This is a genomic window from Vibrio neonatus (assembly GCF_024346975.1).
In the GTDB taxonomy this organism is placed as follows: Bacteria; Pseudomonadota; Gammaproteobacteria; order Enterobacterales; family Vibrionaceae; genus Vibrio; species Vibrio neonatus.
Genome location: NZ_AP024885.1, coordinates 1,658,819 through 1,680,544, shown reverse-complemented (window position 1 = coordinate 1,680,544; position 21,726 = coordinate 1,658,819). Strand labels below are relative to the sequence as shown.

Sequence of the window (21,726 nt, the reverse complement as noted above, 5' to 3'; positions counted from 1 at the left end):
GTTTTTCAATAGAATCAGTGCGATGTGTCGTTAGCGACTTGAGATTGCGCATTGATCACTTGCTGTTCAATACTCGGCATCTCTTCTAGTCCAAGCTCTTCTAACGCTTCTTGCTTACTCATCCCTAAGTGACAACGAAGCATATCTACTGCCATTTCATGATTTGCAGCATTATCCATAACTTACTCCTTTTGTTAATGAATAGTTAAATCTCTTTATTGTGTGCTTAATATTTATACTCGTTCATTGATTTTAAGCAAGATACTTTAATAAAAAATGCGTCAACTTTGGCTTGAAGTCTCATTATTGTAGCAATTTGTTACTGCTATTAAGTTTGCGTGACGTAGGCTCCTGTATACAATATGCCGACAACGGGGAATCGACATCTTAACGGTGAGTGCCGTGGACTTCTGTGGGAACAAAGAGTGTTTTTCTTTGTCTACACTATCGATTAAGCCCCACAATGATATAGATTTAGCTTCTTACTTGGAGAACTCAAATGAAGCGCGTAGCGTTATTTTTACTGACCAACCTTGCTGTAATCGCAGTATTGAGTGTGGTGTTAAACCTTGTATATGCCTTTACTGGAATTCAATCTGGTAGCCTTTCTGGTTTGCTTGTGTTGGCTGCTGTGTTTGGTTTTGGCGGATCTATTATTTCTTTGATGATGTCCAAAGGCATGGCGCTTCGCTCTGTGGGTGGACAGGTTATTGAAAGCCCTCGTAATCAAACAGAACATTGGTTGCTAGAAACGGTATCTCGTCAAGCGCAGCAAGCGGGCATTGGCATGCCAACGGTTGCGGTTTATGATGCGCCGGATATTAATGCGTTTGCGACAGGCGCAAAGCGTGACGATTCATTAGTGGCAGTGTCGACTGGATTGCTAAACAGCATGACTCAAGATGAAGCCGAAGCGGTATTGGCTCACGAAGTTAGCCACATCGCAAATGGTGACATGATCACTATGACCTTAATGCAAGGCGTGGTGAACACCTTTGTTATTTTCCTTTCTCGTTTTATTGCCAACATTGTGGCAAACAACAATAACGACGAAGGGGAAGGCGGTTCTAACATGATGGTTTACTTTGGCGTATCTATGGCGTTAGAGCTTGTGTTTGGCTTTTTGGCAAGCTTCATCACTATGTGGTATAGCCGTAAACGTGAATTCCATGCCGATGCAGGTGCTGCGGAATTAGTCGGTAAACATAAAATGATTGCCGCTCTTGAACGACTAAAAACCAGTCATGAGCCTCAACTGGAAGGTTCTATGATGGCATTTGGTATCAATGGTAAACGCTCACTAACCGAGCTTCTAATGTCACACCCACCATTGGATAAGCGCATTGAAGCGTTGAGAAATACTCAAAACTTCTAACTCTAGCGCTTTTTGCTAATAGCTCTTGCAAATAGCCCTTGGTAAGACGACTTGCTAATAAACGAAAAAGCTTGGTGTAAAAACCAAGTTTTTTTTTGATCTTAATTCACCCAAGTCACGTAGTTAAAGAGAGCAAGGTACTCTACCTTTATATTTGGCACCTCAAAAAAGTGGTCAAAAAAACAGGTATTAAGCTGATAGGAAAGGACTCCTTAAACGGTGATTAGGAATAGACAATGAGCATTGATAGCGTAGCAGATGTATACCAAAAACTGACCAAAGAGACATTGAGCGATTTAACGCAAATTTATCATCAAGATGTCATCTTTGAAGATGCCGTACATAAGTTAAATGGCTGGGAAGCCCTGTCTTTATACTTTGAAAATCTTTATCAAAATGTGATTGATTGTCGCTTTGAGATTGAAAGCAAGCATCAAACCGGCGAAGCGGGTTTTATTATTTGGACCATGCGTTTGCGTCACCCCAAATTAAAAGGCGGCAGTGAGGTGGCAGTGAAAGGCATTAGCCACTTGCAGTTTAGTGACGGCAAGATCATCCACCACAGAGATTATTTTGATATGGGTGAAATGCTGTATGAAAATTTACCTATTTTGGGCTCTGTGGTAAAAGCGATTAAAAAGCGCATGGGTGAGTTATGAGTGCGCTTCTCATCACTGGCGCGACCTCTGGCATAGGAGAGCAACTGGCCTATGACTATGCTCAATCTCATGCCCAGTCTCATGCGCTAGAACAGGCTCATCCTAAGCGGGTTATCTATGTATGCGGTCAAAACCAAAGCAAATTAGAAGCTCTTGCCGCGCTGGGTGAGCATGTCATTCCCCTTAACTTTGATATTACCGATTTAACCGCCTGTAAAGAGGCGCTCCATTCATTAGACCCTATTCCGAGCACATGGATCTTAAATGCAGGAAGCTGTGAATATATTGACGATGGCGTGATGGATGCCGCGCTGGTGGCAAGAGTCATGCAGATAAATGTAGTGGGGCTGGCGAATACGATTGAGGCGGCGCAGCATCACTTTACCGCAGGTCATCACTTGGTGGTAATGGGTTCAATTGCCAGTGAATTAGCACTACCGAGGGCAGAAGCGTATGGCGCTTCTAAAGCAGCGGTCAGTTATTTAGCCAGGACACTGGCGCTTGATTTATCCAAAAAAGGAATTTTGGTCAGCACGGTGTTCCCCGGTTTTGTAAAAACGCCACTTACTGATAAAAACGACTTCCCAATGCCAATGATGATCAGCGCAGAGCAAGCCTCAAAAGCGATTCAAAAGGGCATTGCTGATAAAAAAGCACACATCTATTTCCCCAAACGTTTTACATGGATTTTAAGACTACTTGGCAGCTTGCCGTATTCCATACAGCAACGCTTATCAAGCAAACTGATTAAGGATAAAGCCGAATGAAAATTGCAATTATTGGCACCGGGATCTCTGGTTTAACTTGTGGCTATCATTTACATAAAACCCATGATGTGACTTTGTTTGAGGCCAACCATTATATTGGCGGGCACACTGCCACCGTGGATGTTGAAGTGGATGGAAAGCCGTATAGCGTGGATACGGGGTTTATTGTCTACAACGACAGAACCTATCCCAATTTCATTAAAATGATGAATGAAATTGGCGTGCGCGGTAACCCGACGGAAATGAGCTTTAGTGTGCGAAATGACAGCAATGGATTGGAGTACAACGGACACGGTATATCGAACCTGTTTGCGCAAAAACGCAATTGGCTGAACCCTAAATTTTACCGCTTTATCTTGGAGATTTTACGCTTTAATAAATTAGCGAAAGCGTTTGCCGCCGATGATTCAGTACAAGATGACACTTTAGGAGACTTTTTAAATCAGCATCAATTCAGCGATTATTTTTGTGAGAATTATATCTTGCCAATGGGCGCGGCGATTTGGTCGTCTACCCTTGCGGATATGCGCGCCTTTCCATTGTCATTCTTCCTGCGCTTTTTCTTAAATCATGGTTTGCTGGATATTAAAAATCGTCCGCAGTGGTATGTGATTGAAGGCGGCTCTAGGGCTTACATTAAGCCGTTAATTGCAGGTTTTGCCGACAATATTCACCTTAGTTCACCCGTTGAGAAAGTAGTGAGAAGCGAGAATGGGGTGAGTCTTTTGGTCAAAGGGCAATGGCAGCATTTTGATCAGGTGATTTTTGCCTGCCATAGTGACCAAGCACTGCGCATTTTAGGTGAAGAGCGCACAGAGACTGAGTCCGATATTTTAGGGGCTATGACATATCAAGCCAATGAGGTGGTATTGCACACCGATACTCGCCTATTGCCTAAGCGCACTAAAGCGTGGGCATCTTGGAATTACTACTTAGAAGGGGCAAGCGATCAAGAATCTCGTTTACCTACCTTAACTTATGACATGAATATACTGCAGCACATTCAGTCACAGCATACCTTTTGTGTTTCATTAAATAACAGCCCCAATATTGATAAAGACAAAATCTTAAAATCTTTTGTTTATCACCATCCCGTATTTACGCGTGAATCCATTGCCGCGCAGCAGCGTAGCCCTGAGGTGCAAGGTCAACATAATACTTGGTTTTGCGGCGCGTATTGGCGCAATGGCTTTCATGAAGACGGCGTAGTAAGTGCGTTAAACGTGGTTGAAGCGATTGATAAGTTGTTGCCTGTCACCTCACAAGATTTGCAACAAAAGGGCGCGGCATGAACCCCGCTTCAGTTCAGCAAGTCACAAACAGTGCCATCATGGTCGGTGAGGTCAGACATAGACGTTTCTCACCGGTAAAGCATGCACTGAATTACCCCTTGTTTATGCCTAGCATTGATTTGGACGAACTGGCTTGTTTAAAAAAATCGGTATGGGGCTTTGGTGAGCGCTGGTGGCATTGGGCAAGGTTTTGCCGTGGTGATTATCTAGGAACAGGCTGCCTTAAAAAAGCGGTGCAAGATAAAGTATTTGCCCTGACTGGAGAGCGGCACACTGGCAAAGTGATTGCGGTGGTGCATCTTCGTTATTTGGGTCTCTATTTTAGCCCTGTGAATTTTTATTATGTGTTTGATGATAAGGGACAGTGGAGAACCTTGCTGGCAGAAGTGAGCAATACACCGTGGAATGAACATCATTATTATGCCGTTGATGCCAATGAAGGTGAGCAAGGAGAGAATTGGCAACACGATAAAGCCTTTCATGTGTCGCCGTTTAATCCGATTGACCAACAATATGTATGGAAACTAAAACCCTTGTCTAAAAAATTGATGGTGCATTTAGAGTGTCATCGAGAGGGTAAAGAGTTTGACGCAACATTATCGATGAAAGCACAGGCTTTTAATTCAAAAAATTTACTCAAACAATTGATCTCAACGCCAATAATGGCAGTAAAAGTAGTTATCGGTATTTATTGGCATGCATTGAAGTTGTGGATGAAGAAAGTGCCTTTATATCCCCATCCAGCCAAAAATAAATAGAAGATTAAGCAGGAGGCTTTTTGTAATGTACAACTCTCAATCTTTAGTGATCGAAAAGGAATTCTCGCCATTACAACGCTCAGCCCGAGCAATGGTGTTCAAACAACTACAAAACTTAAAGCATGGCCATTTAACCATTAGTGAGTGCTTTGATTCGTATTCATCAGAGCAGAGCTTCGGTAAGCCCTCGCAGGCTTTAAACGGCAGTATCCAAGTATTACATCCCGACTTTTATTCTCGAATGCTAAGTGGCGGAAGCATTGCGGCTGCCGAGGCTTATATGGATGGCTGGTGGGAAAGCGTTGATTTGACCGTGGTAATGAAGATTATGGCGCTCAATCTAAATGCACTGGATGACATGAACAGCAAGCAAAGTTTGTTGACCCGTTTCGCTTATAAATTAGGACACTGGCTAAATCGCAATACTCAATTAAATTCAAAGAAAAACATCAGCGCTCATTACGATTTAGGCAACGATTTATATCAGCGTTTTTTGGATAAAAACATGCTGTATTCAGCCGCGGTGTATCACAGCGCAGAAGACAGTTTAGAGCAGGCGCAAATTAATAAAATGGAAAGGCTGTGCCAACAATTGCAACTTTGTGCTGATGATACAGTTATTGAAATTGGCACAGGTTGGGGAGGTATGGCGATATACATGGCGCAAACCTATGGCTGTCATGTTACTACAACTACGATTTCCCAAGAGCAGTTTTTGTATGCCAAACAACAAATCCAGCAGGCAGGTCTCACCGACAAAATCACCCTGCTACAACAAGATTACCGTGATCTCGATGGGCAGTACGACAAGCTTGTGTCCATTGAAATGATTGAGGCGGTAGGGCGTGAGTATTTACCTTCCTATATCCAAAAATGCCAAGCATTGCTTAAACCCGGCGGTTTGATGGCAATTCAAGCGATCACCATTGCTGACCAGAGATTTGTGTCATACAGCAAAGGTGTCGATTTTATTCAAAAGTACATCTTCCCAGGTGGTTTCTTGCCTTCGGTTTCGCATTTATTACAGCAAACCACTCAACACAGCCAATTGGTGGTGCACGATCTGCATGACATTGGTTTGGATTATGCGCGCACTTTAAAAGAGTGGCTACATCGCTTTGAGTTGGCTGAAAATGAGCTATCTAAGCTCGGCTATGATGAACGTTTTATGCGTATGTGGCGTTACTATTTGTGTTACTGCGAAGGTGGATTTCTTGCGCGACGAATTAGCACAGTGCACCTTACTTTTAGAAGCCCTGTGTAGTTTGCCTATAGGCGAGGTTAGTTATGAATAAGAAACTATTATTGATTTCCATTTGGTTTCAATGCTTGTGGTTTTTAGCCGTCATGGGGCAACAAAGCACACAACTGTTGCTTTTGGTCTGTGTGATTGCGACGGTGGCTTTGTCATATCGTTATCGCGGCCTACCGCTGAGTTGGCTATTTATGATCGCCTGTGTGGGTGTGGCGATGGATGTGATACACGGCGTTACCGGTTTATTTGTGTTTTCTTCGATACCAACGGCTGGGATACCCCTGTGGCTGGCGCTGTTATGGGTCAGTTTTGCTTGGTATGCCTATCAGATGCGCGCTCTTTTGATCCGTTTCCCTTTTGCCATCGTATGTATGGTTGGAGCGTTAGGAGCCGCCGCCAGTTATTTTGCTGGCTTGCAATTAGGTGCGGTGCAATGGCCTTATTCCAACACAATGACTTTCGTAATTATTGCATTGGAATGGGCACTGGTTTTTGCATTGATTATCTACTCCTTAAACGTGTTACAAAAAAGACGCCATGGAGTAAAGCCACATGAGACTCACCCTAGCTAGAACCTTATTCTGTATTAGTCTTGCTTTAGTCAGTGCAGTAAGTTTTGCCACGCCGAGCAAAAGCACGCTACAGCAGTGGCAGCAGTGGCCGACCGTAGGCTCGGCTGATTTAGACTTTATGTTTTTCGATGTTTATACCTCACAGCTGCGCTCACCAGAAGGTCAATATCAAGTCGGTAATGATCTCTCTCCTCATCCGGTTGCTCTGGCGATTACTTATGAGCGCAATATCTCTAAGAAACATTTACTCAAAGAGACTAAAAAACAGTGGGCGCACCTTGGTTATAACACCAACCAATCATCCCAGTGGCTAGTGCGCTTAGGCAATATTTATCCTGACGTAGCACTAGGCGATCAGTTGGTGTATATCACGGACGGATTATCGGGTGCCTTTGTGTACATTCAAAAAGACGGGCTAACCCAATGGCGAGGTGAGATCACCGATGAAGCCCTTAACGATGCTTTTTTAGCCATCTGGTTATCGCCAAATACCGAATATCCTAAGCACAGACAGCAACTTATTGGGTTGAATTAATGATGATCAAAACACTGAAACTATTAATGATAAGCGCGCTGTTGTCCCTATCAATGGCAGGATGCACCGCAGATGTGAATGAGTATCAAGGGGAAGGGCCTGATTTTGATTTGTTTGGCTATTTTTCAGGTAGTGTCACCGCATGGGGTATGGTGCAAGACAGGAGCGGTAAGCAAACACGACGCTTTGAGGTCGCACTTCAAGGCAAGGTGCAAGGCAATACATTGACGCTGCATGAAGACTTCGTGTTTGCTGATGGCGAGCAATCGACGCGCATTTGGCGGATCACCCGTTTAGCTGATGGCAGTTACGAGGGAAAAGCCGATGATATTGTCGGAGTTGCTATCGGTGAAGAAGTGGGTAATGCACTGCGCTGGCGCTATGACTTTGAATTGCCAAGAGGGGATTCGAGTGTGGTGGTTCACTTTGATGATTGGCTATATCGACAAGATGATAAACACGTCTTTAATTTAACCTCCATAAGGAAATTAGGCATAGAGTTTGGAACCTTAACCTTGTTTTTCCAAAAGGATCTTTAGATTGCTTGTGTTGAGCACCCGTGGCGTTATTCGTGTTTAGGGTGCTATTTGTACTGCTAATGACGCCTAACTTGCATTGCGACTCACTATTTGTTACAAAATCAACGACTAGGGCAATCTGAGTGCTCGTCATTTATGTTACTATCAACTAACTTAATATTTCCCTCTGTGTGATCAATGACCGCTATTGCTGAATCCAATCCAATGTTATTCCATAAAGCCTATCGCCATTCTGAATCTCAGGAGTGGGTAGTATTTGTGCATGGTGCGGGTGGCAGTTCGTCAATTTGGTTTAAGCAAATTAAAGCGTACCGCGAGCACTTTAACGTACTCTTGGTAGATTTGCGCGGGCACGGTAAATCCAATACCTTGTTCCAAGATATCATCAGTAAGCGTTATACCTTTGAGTCAGTGACCAAAGATATTTTGCACGTTTTGGATCATCTTAAAATCAAATCCGCACACTTTGTGGGAATGTCTTTAGGCACCATTATTGTACGCACATTGGCAGAGCTTGCCTCAGAGCGTGTTAAGTCTATGGTGCTTGGCGGCGCTGTGACGCGCTTTAATACGCGTTCGCAAATCTTAGTGAAAATGGGCGATTTGTGTAAGAATATTATCCCGTACATGTGGTTATATAGTTTGTTTGCTTGGATTGTGATGCCGCAAAAAGGGCAAGTTGAATCTCGGTTGATGTTTGTACGAGAAGCCAGAAAGTTATGTCAAAAAGAGTTCAAACGTTGGTTTAAGCTGGCAGCCGATGTTAACCCGCTAATGCGCTACTTTAGAGACAAAGAGCTTGATATTCCGACTCTATATTTAATGGGTGACAAGGACTACATGTTCATCAAGCCGGTAAAAGAGATGGTCTCGGTTCACCAAAATAGCCAGTTGGTAGAAATAGAAAATTGTGGCCATGTGTGTAACGTGGAAAAGCCTCAAGAGTTCAATGACAAATCTATCGAATTTATTCGTTCACAAAGCTAGATGTCGCAAAGTTAGAGGTATCAAAGTTAGAGGTATCAAAGCTAAATATTGTACTCAATAATTAGAATACTAAACCAATATCGCTTCATCAGTGGTGCTAGCGCCACATTGCCAGCATAAGGCAAACTGCCCCTCATTTATTTCCCCACAATCATCACAGCGCCAATTTGAGCTGTGATTGTGTCTATCTTCAAATTCTGCAATCAGGGCTTTGGCTTGTTGTTGCTTGTGCTCGTCGACTAACCACAAATAGGGCAGGCTAGAGTCATCCATTGGCAGTTCTCCTTGCAGGCCAAACAACCCTTCTCCGCGCACTTCTACCTGAATGCGATGACTACGCAAAAGCTCACATAAAATATGAGCTTGAGGCGGATTTTGCGCAACGTATAACTTCATGAATATCCTTTATATTGCGATGATGGATTAAGCAGGGCTAGAGCCGTTTTGTGGTCGAATCTTACCCATGATCCATTTAGCAATGAGCGGGAATAAACCTAACAGAGCAAAAGAGGCCAATACGGTAGGCGAAACAATGCCGGATAAGCTGTCTATTTCTGCCAGTTGCGTCCCGGCGTTTAGATACACCATAGTCCCTGCTAGCATGCCAAGTTGGCTAAATACATAGTATTTCACAACCGAGATAGGGGTTAGCCCCATTAATAGGTTAATCAGGAAAAACGGAAATACGGGTATTAAACGCAATGAGAATAGATAAAAGGCGCCGTCACGCTCTACGCCTTTGTTAATGGCATCAAGTTTAGCTCCAAACTTAGCTTGTACCCAGTCACGCAGAAGGTAGCGACTACTTAAAAAGGCTAAGGTTGCGCCAATGGTGCTGGCAAATGAGACCAATAGTAAGCTCGTCCAGAAGCCAAACAGTGCCGCGCCAAGTAAAGTCACCACAGCAGCGCCAGGAATGGAAAAGGCCGTAACAAATACGTAGCCAATAAAGTAGATAGCCGCTGACAATACGAAATTATTTTCAATATGCGTATTGAGCGCTAATTGCTGAGCTTTGGCGTTTTCTAAAGTGAAGTACTGACCGAAGTTGATGCCGAGTAATACAATCGCTGCAACTAAAATTAGCCCGATTATCAATTTCTTATTCATGAGTGCGTCCTTATCATCCTGAGTAAGTATAGAGACAGGATCAATAATAGGAAACTTTCATCACTTGCGTATTTTATTTGATTTATTCTCAGCAGGTACAAATAAAAAAGGCTAGAAATCATTAAGATATCTAGCCTTATTCAATTAAATGGTCATGTTAACTAGCGTTTAGGTTTCTCACGCTTGAGCGCTCTACCAACTCTGGGTGCATTTCAAAAATGCGGCGGTCATGCTCTTTGTTTTTAATGCGCTCTAGCAAGATCTCAAAGGCGGTTTTACCCACGCGACGTTTTGGCTGATGTATCGTGGTAAGAGGCGGCGCAAAATAGCCGGCTAAATCGATATTATCGTAACCAATTACAGAGATATCTTCTGGAACGGCAATGCCATGTTGAGTCAGACGGCTAATTAAACCCAGCGCCATGATATCGTTAAAGCAGAAAATAGCCGTGGGGCGTTCACTTTCTGCAAGAGCGACCAGTTTATCAGCTGTTTCAACTGCGGTATCACATTCAAAGTTACCTTCAAAAATGAAATCGTCGTTGTATGGGATATTAGCTTGAGCCAATGCTCTTTTATAGCCAGACATACGCTCAATACAAGCAAGCTTTTCAGTTTGACCAGTTAAACAGCCAATTTTCGTATGTCCATTTTCAACCAGATATTTAGTGGCAAGGTAGCCACCTTCTTCTGAGTTATCAATGATCTTGTCTGCAGAGGAGGACTCGGGGCCCCAATCCATCACCACTTTAGGAATGCCTGGGTGAGAATCTAGCATTTCACGTAGCTCTTCGGTTAAGTCAGAGCACATTACTAATATTCCATCTACGCGCTTTTCGGCAAGCATACGAATGTAATCGCGCTGCTTTTCGTACAGTCCGCCAGTGTTACATAAGATCAACGTATAGCCTTGACGGTAACAGTAACTTTCTACGCCATCGACCACTTCCGCAAAGAAGGGGTTAGTGGATTGAGTTACCAACATGCCAATGGTTCTAGTGGTGTTGCATTTTAAGCTACGAGCAACCGCACTTGGCGCATAGTTGAGCTCTTTTACAGCTTCCATAACACGTTCTTGTGTTGTTTCAGCCACAAAACGTGTTTTATTGATAACGTGTGAAACTGTAGTGGTGGAGACACCAGCCAGTTTTGCGACGTCTTTTATGGTTGCCATAGGAGACCTTGTAAATATAAGTAATGATTATAAAATGCGTTGAATTATTGAGTAATTTGCACTCAAAATCACATTGCAAACGATTGCGGGGGAGTCTAGCCATAAATGATGAAACTGACAACGCATTTATGACGATAATGTGAATCTATTTTCGGTAACTGAGCTATTTTTCATTACTGAGATAACGACAATCAATTTCACAAAATTTAACTAACAGTTCAGCGACCGCAGAATAGAAACCAAATTCATCATATTTAGTGCAGTTTGCCGAAAATTGTGGAATCCAATTCAGTAAATGTTGCTCAATGAATGACTTCTGTTCACTAAGGGCCGCTTCTAGATGTGATTCCATTTCTAGCGCGTTTGAGCGCATGATTAGATTGCCAATAAAGTCGAGTTCAACAGCCAGATGATCGGCAGGCTCGTTAAAGCATTTATCCACTTCAATGCCATGCTCTAACATAACTTGCGTCATCTGCTGAGCAGGGGTGCCATTAAGCGCCTTGTTTTCGTCAATATAAACAGAGGCGCAGGGCTGGGCAGTTTGTTTGTCAGAGGCTAAAAATAAGTCGTAGAAATTAGCGGATAATTCAAGCTGAGCATTCGGGCGCAGTTGCAGTCGCTCAAGAGCACCCAGTAAGCGTTTAGCGGCTGTGGCTAGGGTTTCATTTTCGGCTAGACCATTAATGAAACCCCTCACTTCAGGGGTTTGATAGGCAATCAGTTCGTCTTGGGTCAGCTCTTTAGAAAATAAGCTGGAAAACCACCAATAAATTTCTGCCCGCTGTTCATTAAACTGCTTGAGCTCTTGCATTGTTTAACCCATAACTCGTTAGCAAACTACAACACCAGCTTCTAAGTTGGCGAAAATATAGACGTTCACTAAATTATGAGTCACTTATTTGCTACTGACAAGATCTCGTATGTTTTTCCACCACTTACCCATGGTTTCATGCCAGTAGCGCTCTGTTTGCTCTAGGTATCGTGCTTGCGGGGTGTACTTTTGCCACGCTTGATTAATATTGGATTGGGCTAAGTAATTGGTTGGGGCAGGAGTAGGGTTTAGACCGGCGCTGTGAAACTCGCGTAGGGCGCGTTCCATATGGCTGGCCGAAGTAACCAGTGACATATGCTTTTCACCGACAAAGCCCGCAGCTTGTCTGGCTTCTTCCCAAGTATCTTGCGCCGTTTCTAATAAAATAATATCTGACTTAGCCACGCCTAACGCTAATGCCACCGTCGCCATCATTCGTGCTTGGCTCATTTCTGAGCCGCCATCATAGCCAGATAAAATCAATTTTGCGCCGGGATACATGCGCAATATACGAATGCCTTCACTAAGGCGCATTAACGCGGTGCGACTTAATTCAGAGGTTGGCGGAATTTGCGGATCAATCACATGCCCACTGCCTAGCACCATGACATAGTCTAAGCTTTCTGCTGGTGGTAAAAAGGCCGTGTATTTGCGCTCTAATGGTTTGAGCAACGAGGTAGATACAGGCTGGAATGAAATAGCAAAAATGGACGCTAATGAAATAAAAATAAAGATACAGCCAGACTTATGCTTGCGGGTAAACATCACCAGCGCTAGGCCAAAGAAACCGATAAGTAGCATTGCAGGCAGTGGCATAAGGAAGGCAGTAATGATTTTTTTCAATTCAAACATATTGGGTTAAACCATTTCCTAAGTTCTGTAGGGTAAATTGGTGTCACGAGTTAAAATGTCGTGTTTTTGGTCGGTTTTTTAGTCGATCGGAGGGGCAAATCGACAACCGCTCTTTATTCTTGACGTCCTTGTGACACAATACGAAACTCACTCAAATAACATCATACATTAATTAAAAGTGACACAAGATCGTAATTTCGACGACATTGCCCACAAATTTGCCGAAAATATTTATGGCTCAGACAAAGGCAACATCCGTCAGACTATCGTCTGGGAAGATTTGCAGCAAATCATAACCCAAATAGCAGGCCATGCAAAACCTCTCACCATTCTGGATGCGGGAGGGGGCTTAGCACAAATGTCGCAAAAGTTGGCCGAGCTTGGTCACAATATTATATTGTGTGATGTCTCTAGCGAAATGCTCTCTTTAGCTAAGCAAGAGATTGCACAACAAGATTTGCTAGAGCAGTATCAGTTTATTCATGCGCCAATTCAAGAACTGGATCAGCATCTTAAACAGCCAGTGGATCTGGTTTTGTTTCATGCGGTCATGGAATGGCTAGCAGATCCTAAAGACGTATTAGAAAAGTTGATGCAACATGTGCGCCCCGGCGGCATGGCGTCAATCATGTTTTATAACCACCATGGATTGGTAATGAAAAACGTAATATGTGGCAACATCCCACATGTATTGCAGGGAATGCCCCATCGTAAACGATTTAAGTTGCAGCCGCAGAAAGGGTTATTACCCGAAGACGTTTATCGCTGGTTAGAAGAATGCGACTTACGCATTTGTGGAAAATCAGGGATTCGCTGCTTTCATGACTATATTGGATTTACCCAATATGTGGGCGATTATAGTCAAGAAGAACTGATGCAGCTTGAACGACAATTATGTAGAACCGAACCTTATCTTTCTCTAGGAAGATACATACACGTATGGGTTCAAAAAGAAATGACAGTAGGGAACTGAATGAGTCAACTCTCCCAAGAAGGGCAACATGACGATCAAGTCACAGTCGATGAACTGGTCGGGTGGGTTAAACAGCACGATTTCTCCCTTAACCTCAATAGTGAACATCTGAGTTTTTTAGTTGCGATAGCGCTACTCAGTCGTGAACGTTTTGATGAAGAGTTAGGAGAAGGCGAATTGCATGATGCATTTGCTATTGTCCAACGAGAATTTAATGGCGATGCGAGCGTCAGCAACATCGCGTTTAAAGCCAACAATGCCATCAACAGTTTAGTTGCGCAGAGATTACTGAGTCGATTTACCAGTGAAGGACAAGACGGAAGCAGCATTTATCGCCTTTCGCCCCTTGCGGTAGGTATCTCTGAGTATTACTTGCGCCATCGCCAATTTTCAAAATTGAAATTGTCTATCCAACTGACTTTAGCCGGTAAAGAGCTGGCAAATGTAGTGGCAACCGCTGAGCAGACGCCAACCGATGAAGGTTGGCGCAGAGACATATACGGCACATTGAAGTTTTCAGTTGCGGAAATTTTTGACCAAATTGATTTAAACCAAAGGGTCATGGATGAAGAGCAGCATCAAGTTAAAGCTGAGATTGCCGAGCTATTAAACCAAGATTGGCGTGAAGCGATCATCCACTGTGAAGACTTGCTTTCTGCTACCTCAAATACCTTAACTGAGCTGCAATCTTCCTTGCAAGCGGCAGGTGACGAGTTGCAATCTCAATTATTGACCTTACAACAATTGGTGTATGGCAAAGAAGATTTAGATTACATCGATGCGGTGTTATTTAGCCTGCAAGTTAAGCTCGATCGCATCATCAGTTGGGGGCAACAATCAATAGATTTATGGATAGGCTATGACCGTCACGTGCATAAATTTATCCGTACTGCGATTGATATGGATAAGAATCGAGCGTTCAGTCAACGACTGCGTCAATCTATTCAAGATTTTGGTTCCAATTCTTGGCTACTGACCTTTGCCGATGCGGAGCGTTTACGAGATCTAAGAGATGAATCTCTGGTTCTGAAAAACGATGAAGCCTTGGGGCAATTACCGCCAGAAGTGGAATATCAAGAAATGCAACAGGTCAGCAATGAGTTGGCCGAACAAGTCACAGCCATGTTGAAACGTCATAAAGATCAAGGGGCTAAAATCGACCTTGGTGAAGTGCTGCGTAACTATCTCGCCACTCACGCACAGGCAAGTCACTTTGATCTGGCTCGATTAGTGGTAGACCAAGCGGTGCGCTTGGGTTACTCAGAGCAAGACTACGCAGCAATACAGCCGGATTGGCAATCAATTAACGAATATGGCGCAAAGGTACAAGCGAATGTCATCAATAAATTCTGATACATATATGCCAGAGAATCTGGTTCGAGCGATAGCAAATCCGCTGTTTCCAGCGTTAGATAGCTTACTTCGCTCTGGTCGTCATATTACTCAAGACGACATGGATAATCATGCACTGCTGTGCGACTTTGAAACAGACTTGATGCTGTTCTACCAAAGATACAACACCGAATTGGTGCGCGCGCCAGAAGGTTTCTTCTACTTGCGTCCACGTTCAACCACCTTAATTAGCCGCAGCGTCCTCTCTGAGTTAGATATGCTGGTGGGCAAAGTATTGTGTTTCCTTTATCTAAGCCCTGAGCGTCTGGCGCAAGAAGGCATATTCAGCAACCAAGAAATGTTTGATGAACTGCTTTCTATTGCCGACCATCGCACTTTGATGAAGTTTGTTACTAACAAAGCGACTGGTACCGATTTAGATAAAGAAAAACTGTACGACAAAGTGCGCACTTCTCTGCGCAGATTGAAACGTCTGGGCATGCTATTGCCAATAGGTGAAGGCGAAAAATTCCGCATCAGCGAAGCGGTATTTCGCTTTGGCGCTGATGTTCGAGTCGGTGATGATGTGCAGCAAGCGCAAATACGCTTAATTAGAGACGGTGAAGCGATCCCTTCAGAAGAAGTACAACAAGGCAGTTTGCTTGATGAGCCTAGCTACAATGAAACAAGCTCTGATGAGCACGCTGGTGATGAGCAAAGCCATAATGAGTCAAATAATGAGGAACAAGCATGATTGAACGCGGTAAATATCAATCACTGACTATGGTCAACTGGAACGGTTTTTTTGCACGTACCTTTGATATCGATGGTCTTGTTACTACATTGTCTGGCGGTAATGGTGCGGGTAAATCCACCACTATGGCGGCATTTATTACCACATTGATTCCCGATCAAAGCCTACTGCACTTTAGAAACACCACCGAAGCGGGAAGCTCGCAAGCCTCTCGTGATAAAGGTTTGTACGGTAAGTTGCAACCGGGCGTGTGTTACGCCGCGCTAGAAGTGGTCAACTCACGTAACCAACGTTTGGTATTTGCGGTTAAACTGCAACAAATCGCCGGTCGTGATAAGAAAGTAGATATTAAGCCTTTCTTAATTCAAGGTCTGCCAAGCTCGATTAAAGCGGCAAATCTGTTCATTGAAACCATCAATGATACGCAAGCCAAAGTGTGTCAGCTCAATGAAGTCAAAGAGCGAGTGGCGGAAATCGAAGGGGCGCAATTTAAAGCCTTTAATTCTATTACTGATTACCACGCGCAAATGTTTGATTTTGGCGTAGTGCCGAAAAAACTGCGTAACTCTAGCGACCGCTCTAAGTTTTATCGCTTAATTGAAGCTTCTTTATACGGCGGTATCTCAAGCACCATTACTCGTTCATTGCGCGATTACTTATTGCCACAAAATGGCGGAGTGAAAAAAGCCTTTCAGGATATGGAAGCGGCGCTACGTGAAAACCGCACTACCTTGGAAGCGATTAAAAATACCCAAGCGGATCGTGATCTGTTTAAGCACCTGTTAACTGAGTCAACCAACTACGTTGCCGCCGACTACATGCGTCACGCTAATCAGCGCCGCTCGAAATTAGAAAGCACGCTGGCTATGCGCGCAGAGCTATTTGGCAATCGTCAGCAGATCATTGATAACAATGCACTGCTTAACTCAACGCAGCAGCAATTAGAAGCGGTTGTCGAAGAGTACTCAGCGCTAGAGCAAGACCATCAATCTGCGGTCGATTATGTTCAGCTAGTGCAAAATGCACTGCAGCAACAACAAAAAATCGCTCGCTATGAAGATGATTTAGTTGAGCTAAGTGAACGCCTTGAAGAACAAATCATGGTGGTCGAAGAGGCGCAAGAGCTATTAATTGCCGCCGAAGAGCAAAGCACCCTAACCGAAGAAGAGGTAGACAGCCTTAAATCTCAGCTCGCAGACTATCAGCAAGCGCTGGATGTTCAACAAACTCGCGCATTGCAATATCAGCAAGCCATAAAAGCCTTTGCTGAGGCGCGTGAACTGTGCGGTTTAGACATTGATTCAGTGGACGAGATCCCAGCTATTGTCAGCGAACTTACCGAGCAGCAACAAAGTCAAACTCAGCAAATCTTATCGCTAAAACACAAATTAGACATCAATTCAGCGGGCGTTGAGCAGTTCAACCATGCCTTTGAGTTGGTGAAAAAGCTCGATGACACTTGCTCTCGTCAGCAAGCGGCTAGTTTTGCCAAAAGCGCACTGGCTAAAGCGGTATCGGCCAACAACGATGTGTCTCAATTGCCACATTGGCAGTCACAAAAACAAGCATTAAGCAGCGCACTGGCAAAACAAAAAGCGGTGTGTGCGTTGGTCACTGAATACCAACAGCAATTTGCCTCGCAGTTAGCCGATGAAGCAGACTTAGAAATTGAGCACGAGCGTCAAGCTCTGGCTATCGAAACGGCTGAACAAAACATTGAGTCAGGCCGTGATAACTTAATTGAGATGCGTCGTAATGAACAGCAAATCAATTCTGAGATTGCCCGTTTTGAATCCATTGCGCCAAGCTGGATTAAAGCCAATGACACCTTGATGAAAATTGCCGAGCAAACCGATGCTGAGCTAATCGATGCTCAATCGGTAATGGCGTCTATGCAGCAAGTGCTAGAAACAGAGAAAGCCCTGTTATCGAGCAAAGATGCGATTGCCATTCGTCGCACTCAAGTCGATAAAGAGATCGAAGCCTTAGGCGCACCGGGCGGGGCAAATGATGCTCGTCTGAAAGCGTTAGCGGATAGCTTAGGCGGGGTGCTTCTTTCTGAAATATACGATGACATCACCTTAGATGACGCGCCTTACTTTAGCGCCATGTACGGCCCTGCGCGTCACGCGATTGTCGTGTCTGACATGAGCGGCATTAAAGAGCGATTGGTCGAATTTGATGATTGCCCTGATGATGTTTACCTTTTAGAAGGTGACGTTGATGCCTTTGATGATAGCCAATTTGAAGTAGAAGAATTTGAAGGCGCAGTGTGCGTTCAAGTCAGCGACAAACAACTGCGTTTCTCTCGCTTCCCGAAAGTGCCATTATTTGGACGCGCCGCGCGTGAATCTCGCCTCGATACCTTGCGTGAAGAGCGCGACCAATTAATCGAAGATTACGCAAAAGCCTCATTTGATGCGCAAAAAGCGCAGCGTTTGTACCAAGCGTTTAATGACTTTGTGGCAAATCACGCACAAGTGGCCTTTGAAGACGATCCAGAAGATAGCATTCGCGAATTACGCAGTCAGCGCAGTGCGTTGACAGAGCAGTTATCAAAACTGCAAGCATCAGAAAGTGAGCACAAAATCACTTTAGCCAAAGCGAAAAAAGCGCTCTCGGCATTAGATAAAATTTCGCCATCGTTACATCTCCTTGAAGACATTAGCCTTGCTGAGCGTCTAGAAGAAGTTGAGCATAAGTTAGAAGCGCTCACTGAAAGTAAGCGCTACCTTGATAAGTGTGGCAAAACCCTGCAACAGCTTGAGCCTATTGTGGATGCCCTTGATGCCGACCCTGAGCAATTTGATGCGATTCAAGCCGAATACGAAGCTCTTGATAAGGCTTTACAACAAAACAAAACCAAGAGCTTTGCGCTGTCGAACGTATTAGGACGTAAAGCGCACTTTGCCTACCAAGATTCAGTGCAATTGCTGGATAAAAGTAATGAGCTGAGCGATCAGCTGAAACTTAAACTAGTAAGCGCAGAAGCGGCGAAAGAGCGCGCCAAAGAAGGCTTAAAACAGGCGCAAAAGCAGTTCCAACAATATAACCAATTGTTGGCGACGCTAAAAAGCTCTCATCAAGCGAAGTCTGAAACTGTACAAGAGTTCCGCCAAGAGCTTAGCGATGCCGGTGTTACCTTAGATGATGGTATTTTAGAGCGCGCGCAATCGCGCAAAGAAAACCTGCATCAGCGCATTGAAACCTCGCGCACCGCGCAATCTCAAATGCAGAAAACCTTAACCGCGACTGAGATGGAGCTTCGCACCGCTACTAAAGCGCTGAAGAAGCAGCAAAAAGAGTACAACGAACTGCGCACCTTTGTAGTAACGGCAAAAGCCGGCTGGTGCTCAGTATTGAAACTGGCTCGAGAGCACGATGTAGAGCGTCGCTTGCATAAGCGTGAGTTGGCTTACCTTTCAGAAGGTGAGTTGCGCTCCATGTCGGATAAATCGTTAGGGGCATTGCGCCTTGCAGTAGCCAATGAAGACGATTTACGTGATTCACTGCGCGCTTCTGAAGATACTGCGTATCCTGAGCGTAAGGTGCTGTTCTACATTGCAGTGTATCAATATCTGCGTGAGCGTATTCGCCAAGATATTATTCGCACCGACGATCCGGTGGAAGCCATCGAAGAGATGGAAGTGGAGCTGGCGCGTCTAACCGAAGAGCTTAATCAACGTGAAACTCGTCTGGCAATCAGCTCAGAGTCTGTTTCTAGCATCATTAAGAAGACCATTCAGCGTGAGCAAAACCGCATCCGCATCTTGAACCAAGGGTTGTCGAACATCCACTTTGGTCAGGTGAAAGGGGTTCGTTTGAATGTGCAAATTCGCGAAAGCCATCAAGTGCTGTTAGATAGCCTAGCAAGCCCTGATAAAGCGCATCAACAACTGTTTGATAATTCAAGACTGACCTTCTCAGAAGCGATGGCGAAGTTGTTCCAACGCGTTAACCCACACATTGATATGGGTCAGCGTTCGCCGCAAGTGTTGGGTGAAGAGCTACTGGATTACCGAAACTACCTAGAAATGGGCGTGGAAGTTAACCGTGGTTCAGAAGGTTGGTTACAAGCCGAGTCTGGTGCACTGTCAACGGGTGAAGCTATTGGTACGGGTCAATCCATTCTATTAATGGTGGTACAAAGCTGGGAAGAAGAGTCTCGCCGTTTGCGTAGCAAAGACATTGTTCCTTGTCGTTTATTGTTCTTGGATGAAGCGGCGCGTTTGGATGCCAAATCCATTGCCACCTTGTTTGAGCTGTGTGATCGCTTAAACATGCAATTGTTGATTGCCGCTCCAGAAAACATCAGCCCAGAAAAAGGGACGACTTACAAACTGGTGCGTAAAGTGTTTAAAGATCATGAACACGTACATGTGGTAGGTCTGCGCGGTTTTGGTCAAAAATCGTTAGACAGCCAACAAATTGATGAAGCGGAAGTGATCTAGATTTTCTCTTTATTAATCCAGACAAAAACCACCTGCCATGATTCATGACAGGTGGTTTTTTTATGTCCAATTTAATCGATAAACGAAGCCGGGGATTAGAGTAAATCCAAAGTGTGCTGATAACGATATTGATAGCCGAGCTTTTGTGACAGGGTACTGTCGATTCTTTTATCAGGCGTATCGATGATTTCTGGAAGCGCAATATCCAGTTGTCGAGCGGCAATAGCGGCTTGATAAAACTGCGCCTTATCACAGGTGTCTGGGGTAGAGGCATTCAGTACTCGGTTCGTGACCTTATTGAGCGTAAATTCGATAACCCCAATGGCATCGTCTTTATGCAACATGTTGGCCGGCGCGTGACGACTGACTGAGCGTAAACGTGTGGCAAAGCGAGAAGGGTGGCGATGTTGATCAATGAGCCCGCTGCAACGAATAACGGCATAATCCAATCCACTATCAAGCACTTGTTGCTCTGCTTTTAACAGCGCTCGGCTCTTTTCGGAAAATTGGTTATCGACAATAGATTGCGCAAAATCAGCATCGCTTTCTTGCATAGACTTAGCCACGGCAGGATAGACCGCTGTTGAGCTGATCATGATGATCTTATTGATTTTCGCTTGTTTGGCGCTTTGACAGATTTGCTGCCAGTTTTGTGCGTAGCTGTCCCAATTTGGCGTTGCTGTGCGACGAAATCCGGGCGTAAAACAGCCAATAATGGTATCGATATTTAATTGTTGTAACAGATCTGTGAGCGAATGAGATGCATTTAACGGTAGTGATAAATGATGAGCGTGTAAGCCTTCTGCTAAGCTTTGCTTGACGGTATCTAATTGAGAATTGGTGACATGAACTTGATGATGAGAAGCGCTAAGCTGCTTGGCTAAAGGACGACCAAGCCAACCTGCGCCTATTATTAGAACGGGAGCCATATTAGTGGCTAAGCGCCCTTAGAATTTTGTCTGCCGATTCAGCGATTTCTACGCCTTGATCAGTCAGGTAACCACCATCACTGAGTGTACATAAGCCTTTTTCAAATAAGCTTTTAATTGCTACTTGAGTAGCTTCACAAGCATCACTGCGAACCTTAATACCTGTAGCCGCACTATCTAAGTTGAATTGCATTAGCAAGTTCAGTTCATCGACCAATAATTGATTAAATTTCATGCTCTTTCCTTTTTGATTCCTTTCAACACATTAGAACTGGAATGCGAGTGAATCAACAACAAACAGTGAAAAACGTTACCTCTATCGGGTGCGCGCTTATTTGTTAGCCAGTTTTGGCTTTGGCAATGTGCAAATATGATTAATGTCATGAGCATGTAAAAAAACGAAGTTTTTTATTGACTCTCCGCTATCCCAGACGAGGCAAGTCTTTACGCTTTTTATCCACAATTATTGTGGATAACCGCATTCTCGATTTTTAAAAACGAGACGTGCGTTTACTAAGATTAAAAGTTTATAAATGAGTCAGTTATGGCAAATCGCTTGAAAATGTAATACAAGGCGCGCCAACAAATTATCCCCATC

General features: G+C 44.1%; 22 protein-coding genes. 14 read left to right on the top strand and 8 right to left on the bottom strand.

Features of this window, described 5'->3' with window-relative positions:
• Positions 1–14: 14 nt before the first annotated feature.
• The gene (locus OCU38_RS07735; RefSeq protein ID WP_261822632.1) at positions 15–179 is read right to left on the bottom strand and encodes a hypothetical protein; all 165 of its coding nucleotides are present in this window, start codon (positions 177–179) and stop codon (positions 15–17) included.
• 320 nt (positions 180–499) lie between these two features.
• On the opposite strand from OCU38_RS07735, the gene htpX reads away from it, so the two are divergent.
• The 10 genes from htpX (at position 500) to OCU38_RS07685 (ending at position 8,739) form a co-directional block, all read left to right on the top strand.
• Positions 500–1,375: a protease HtpX gene (htpX, locus tag OCU38_RS07730; protein ID WP_152819746.1), complete on the top strand. Its 876-nt coding sequence runs from the start codon at positions 500–502 to the stop codon at positions 1,373–1,375.
• A gap of 236 nt (positions 1,376–1,611) precedes the next feature.
• Positions 1,612–2,034, top strand: coding sequence for a nuclear transport factor 2 family protein (locus tag OCU38_RS07725; protein ID WP_261822631.1), 423 nt, complete (start codon positions 1,612–1,614; stop codon positions 2,032–2,034).
• Positions 2,031–2,801, top strand: a complete 771-nt coding sequence (locus tag OCU38_RS07720) for an SDR family NAD(P)-dependent oxidoreductase (protein WP_261822630.1) — start codon at positions 2,031–2,033, stop codon at positions 2,799–2,801. Before OCU38_RS07725 ends, OCU38_RS07720 begins: the two co-directional genes overlap by 4 nt.
• Positions 2,798–4,093, top strand: a complete 1,296-nt coding sequence (locus OCU38_RS07715; RefSeq protein WP_261822629.1) for an NAD(P)/FAD-dependent oxidoreductase — start codon at positions 2,798–2,800, stop codon at positions 4,091–4,093. Before OCU38_RS07720 ends, OCU38_RS07715 begins: the two co-directional genes overlap by 4 nt.
• The gene (locus OCU38_RS07710; RefSeq protein ID WP_261822628.1) at positions 4,090–4,851 is read left to right on the top strand and encodes a DUF1365 domain-containing protein; all 762 of its coding nucleotides are present in this window, start codon (positions 4,090–4,092) and stop codon (positions 4,849–4,851) included. The genes OCU38_RS07715 and OCU38_RS07710 overlap by 4 nt, the downstream gene beginning before the upstream one ends.
• Positions 4,852–4,876: 25 nt before the next feature.
• Positions 4,877–6,115, top strand: a complete 1,239-nt coding sequence (locus OCU38_RS07705) for an SAM-dependent methyltransferase (protein WP_261822627.1) — start codon at positions 4,877–4,879, stop codon at positions 6,113–6,115.
• A 23-nt stretch (positions 6,116–6,138) separates the two neighbouring features.
• Positions 6,139–6,678 (top strand): DUF2878 domain-containing protein, encoded by a 540-nt coding sequence (locus OCU38_RS07700; RefSeq protein WP_261822626.1) that lies wholly within the window; start codon positions 6,139–6,141, stop codon positions 6,676–6,678.
• Positions 6,659–7,213 (top strand): hypothetical protein, encoded by a 555-nt coding sequence (locus OCU38_RS07695; protein ID WP_261822625.1) that lies wholly within the window; start codon positions 6,659–6,661, stop codon positions 7,211–7,213. Before OCU38_RS07700 ends, OCU38_RS07695 begins: the two co-directional genes overlap by 20 nt.
• 2 nt (positions 7,214–7,215) lie before the next feature.
• On the top strand, positions 7,216–7,752 hold the full coding sequence (locus OCU38_RS07690) for a DUF3833 domain-containing protein (protein ID WP_261824256.1): 537 nt from the start codon (positions 7,216–7,218) through the stop codon (positions 7,750–7,752).
• Between the two features lie 177 nt (positions 7,753–7,929).
• Positions 7,930–8,739, top strand: coding sequence for an alpha/beta fold hydrolase (locus tag OCU38_RS07685; protein ID WP_152819753.1), 810 nt, complete (start codon positions 7,930–7,932; stop codon positions 8,737–8,739).
• Positions 8,740–8,808: 69 nt separating this feature from the next.
• Here the strand turns inward: OCU38_RS07685 and OCU38_RS07680 are convergent, their stop codons facing one another.
• The 5 genes from OCU38_RS07680 to elyC form a co-directional block, all read right to left on the bottom strand.
• Entirely contained in the window at positions 8,809–9,135 is a 327-nt protein-coding gene (locus OCU38_RS07680; RefSeq protein ID WP_261822624.1) for a putative signal transducing protein, read from the bottom strand.
• A 27-nt stretch (positions 9,136–9,162) separates the two neighbouring features.
• Complete coding sequence (locus OCU38_RS07675) at positions 9,163–9,849, bottom strand: TVP38/TMEM64 family protein (RefSeq protein WP_261822623.1); 687 nt, start codon at positions 9,847–9,849, stop codon at positions 9,163–9,165.
• Positions 9,850–10,006: 157 nt separating this feature from the next.
• The gene (gene purR / locus OCU38_RS07670) at positions 10,007–11,023 is read right to left on the bottom strand and encodes an HTH-type transcriptional repressor PurR (protein ID WP_152819756.1); all 1,017 of its coding nucleotides are present in this window, start codon (positions 11,021–11,023) and stop codon (positions 10,007–10,009) included.
• A gap of 163 nt (positions 11,024–11,186) precedes the next feature.
• Positions 11,187–11,837, bottom strand: a complete 651-nt coding sequence (gene torD, locus OCU38_RS07665) for a molecular chaperone TorD (RefSeq protein WP_261822622.1) — start codon at positions 11,835–11,837, stop codon at positions 11,187–11,189.
• Between the two features lie 84 nt (positions 11,838–11,921).
• Positions 11,922–12,689, bottom strand: coding sequence for an envelope biogenesis factor ElyC (elyC, locus tag OCU38_RS07660; RefSeq protein ID WP_152819758.1), 768 nt, complete (start codon positions 12,687–12,689; stop codon positions 11,922–11,924).
• 178 nt (positions 12,690–12,867) lie between these two features.
• Here elyC and cmoM point away from each other — a divergent pair, with 178 nt between their 5' ends.
• The 4 genes from cmoM to mukB are packed head-to-tail and all read left to right on the top strand — an operon-like array spanning position 12,868 to position 20,199.
• Complete coding sequence (gene cmoM / locus OCU38_RS07655; protein ID WP_261822621.1) at positions 12,868–13,662, top strand: tRNA uridine 5-oxyacetic acid(34) methyltransferase CmoM; 795 nt, start codon at positions 12,868–12,870, stop codon at positions 13,660–13,662.
• The gene (gene mukF / locus OCU38_RS07650; RefSeq protein ID WP_261822620.1) at positions 13,663–15,015 is read left to right on the top strand and encodes a chromosome partition protein MukF; all 1,353 of its coding nucleotides are present in this window, start codon (positions 13,663–13,665) and stop codon (positions 15,013–15,015) included.
• Positions 14,996–15,748 carry a chromosome partition protein MukE gene (gene mukE / locus OCU38_RS07645; RefSeq protein WP_261822619.1) on the top strand — a complete coding sequence of 251 codons (753 nt, stop codon included), beginning with the start codon at positions 14,996–14,998 and terminating at the stop codon, positions 15,746–15,748. Before mukF ends, mukE begins: the two co-directional genes overlap by 20 nt.
• Entirely contained in the window at positions 15,745–20,199 is a 4,455-nt protein-coding gene (gene mukB / locus OCU38_RS07640; protein ID WP_261822618.1) for a chromosome partition protein MukB, read from the top strand. Before mukE ends, mukB begins: the two co-directional genes overlap by 4 nt.
• Positions 20,200–20,294: 95 nt before the next feature.
• Here the strand turns inward: mukB and OCU38_RS07635 are convergent, their stop codons facing one another.
• Positions 20,295–21,128: an NAD-dependent epimerase/dehydratase family protein gene (locus OCU38_RS07635; protein ID WP_261822617.1), complete on the bottom strand. Its 834-nt coding sequence runs from the start codon at positions 21,126–21,128 to the stop codon at positions 20,295–20,297.
• 1 nt (position 21,129) lies between these two features.
• Positions 21,130–21,363, bottom strand: coding sequence for a TIGR02647 family protein (locus OCU38_RS07630; RefSeq protein WP_021712717.1), 234 nt, complete (start codon positions 21,361–21,363; stop codon positions 21,130–21,132).
• Between the last annotated feature and the right edge of the window lie 363 nt (positions 21,364–21,726).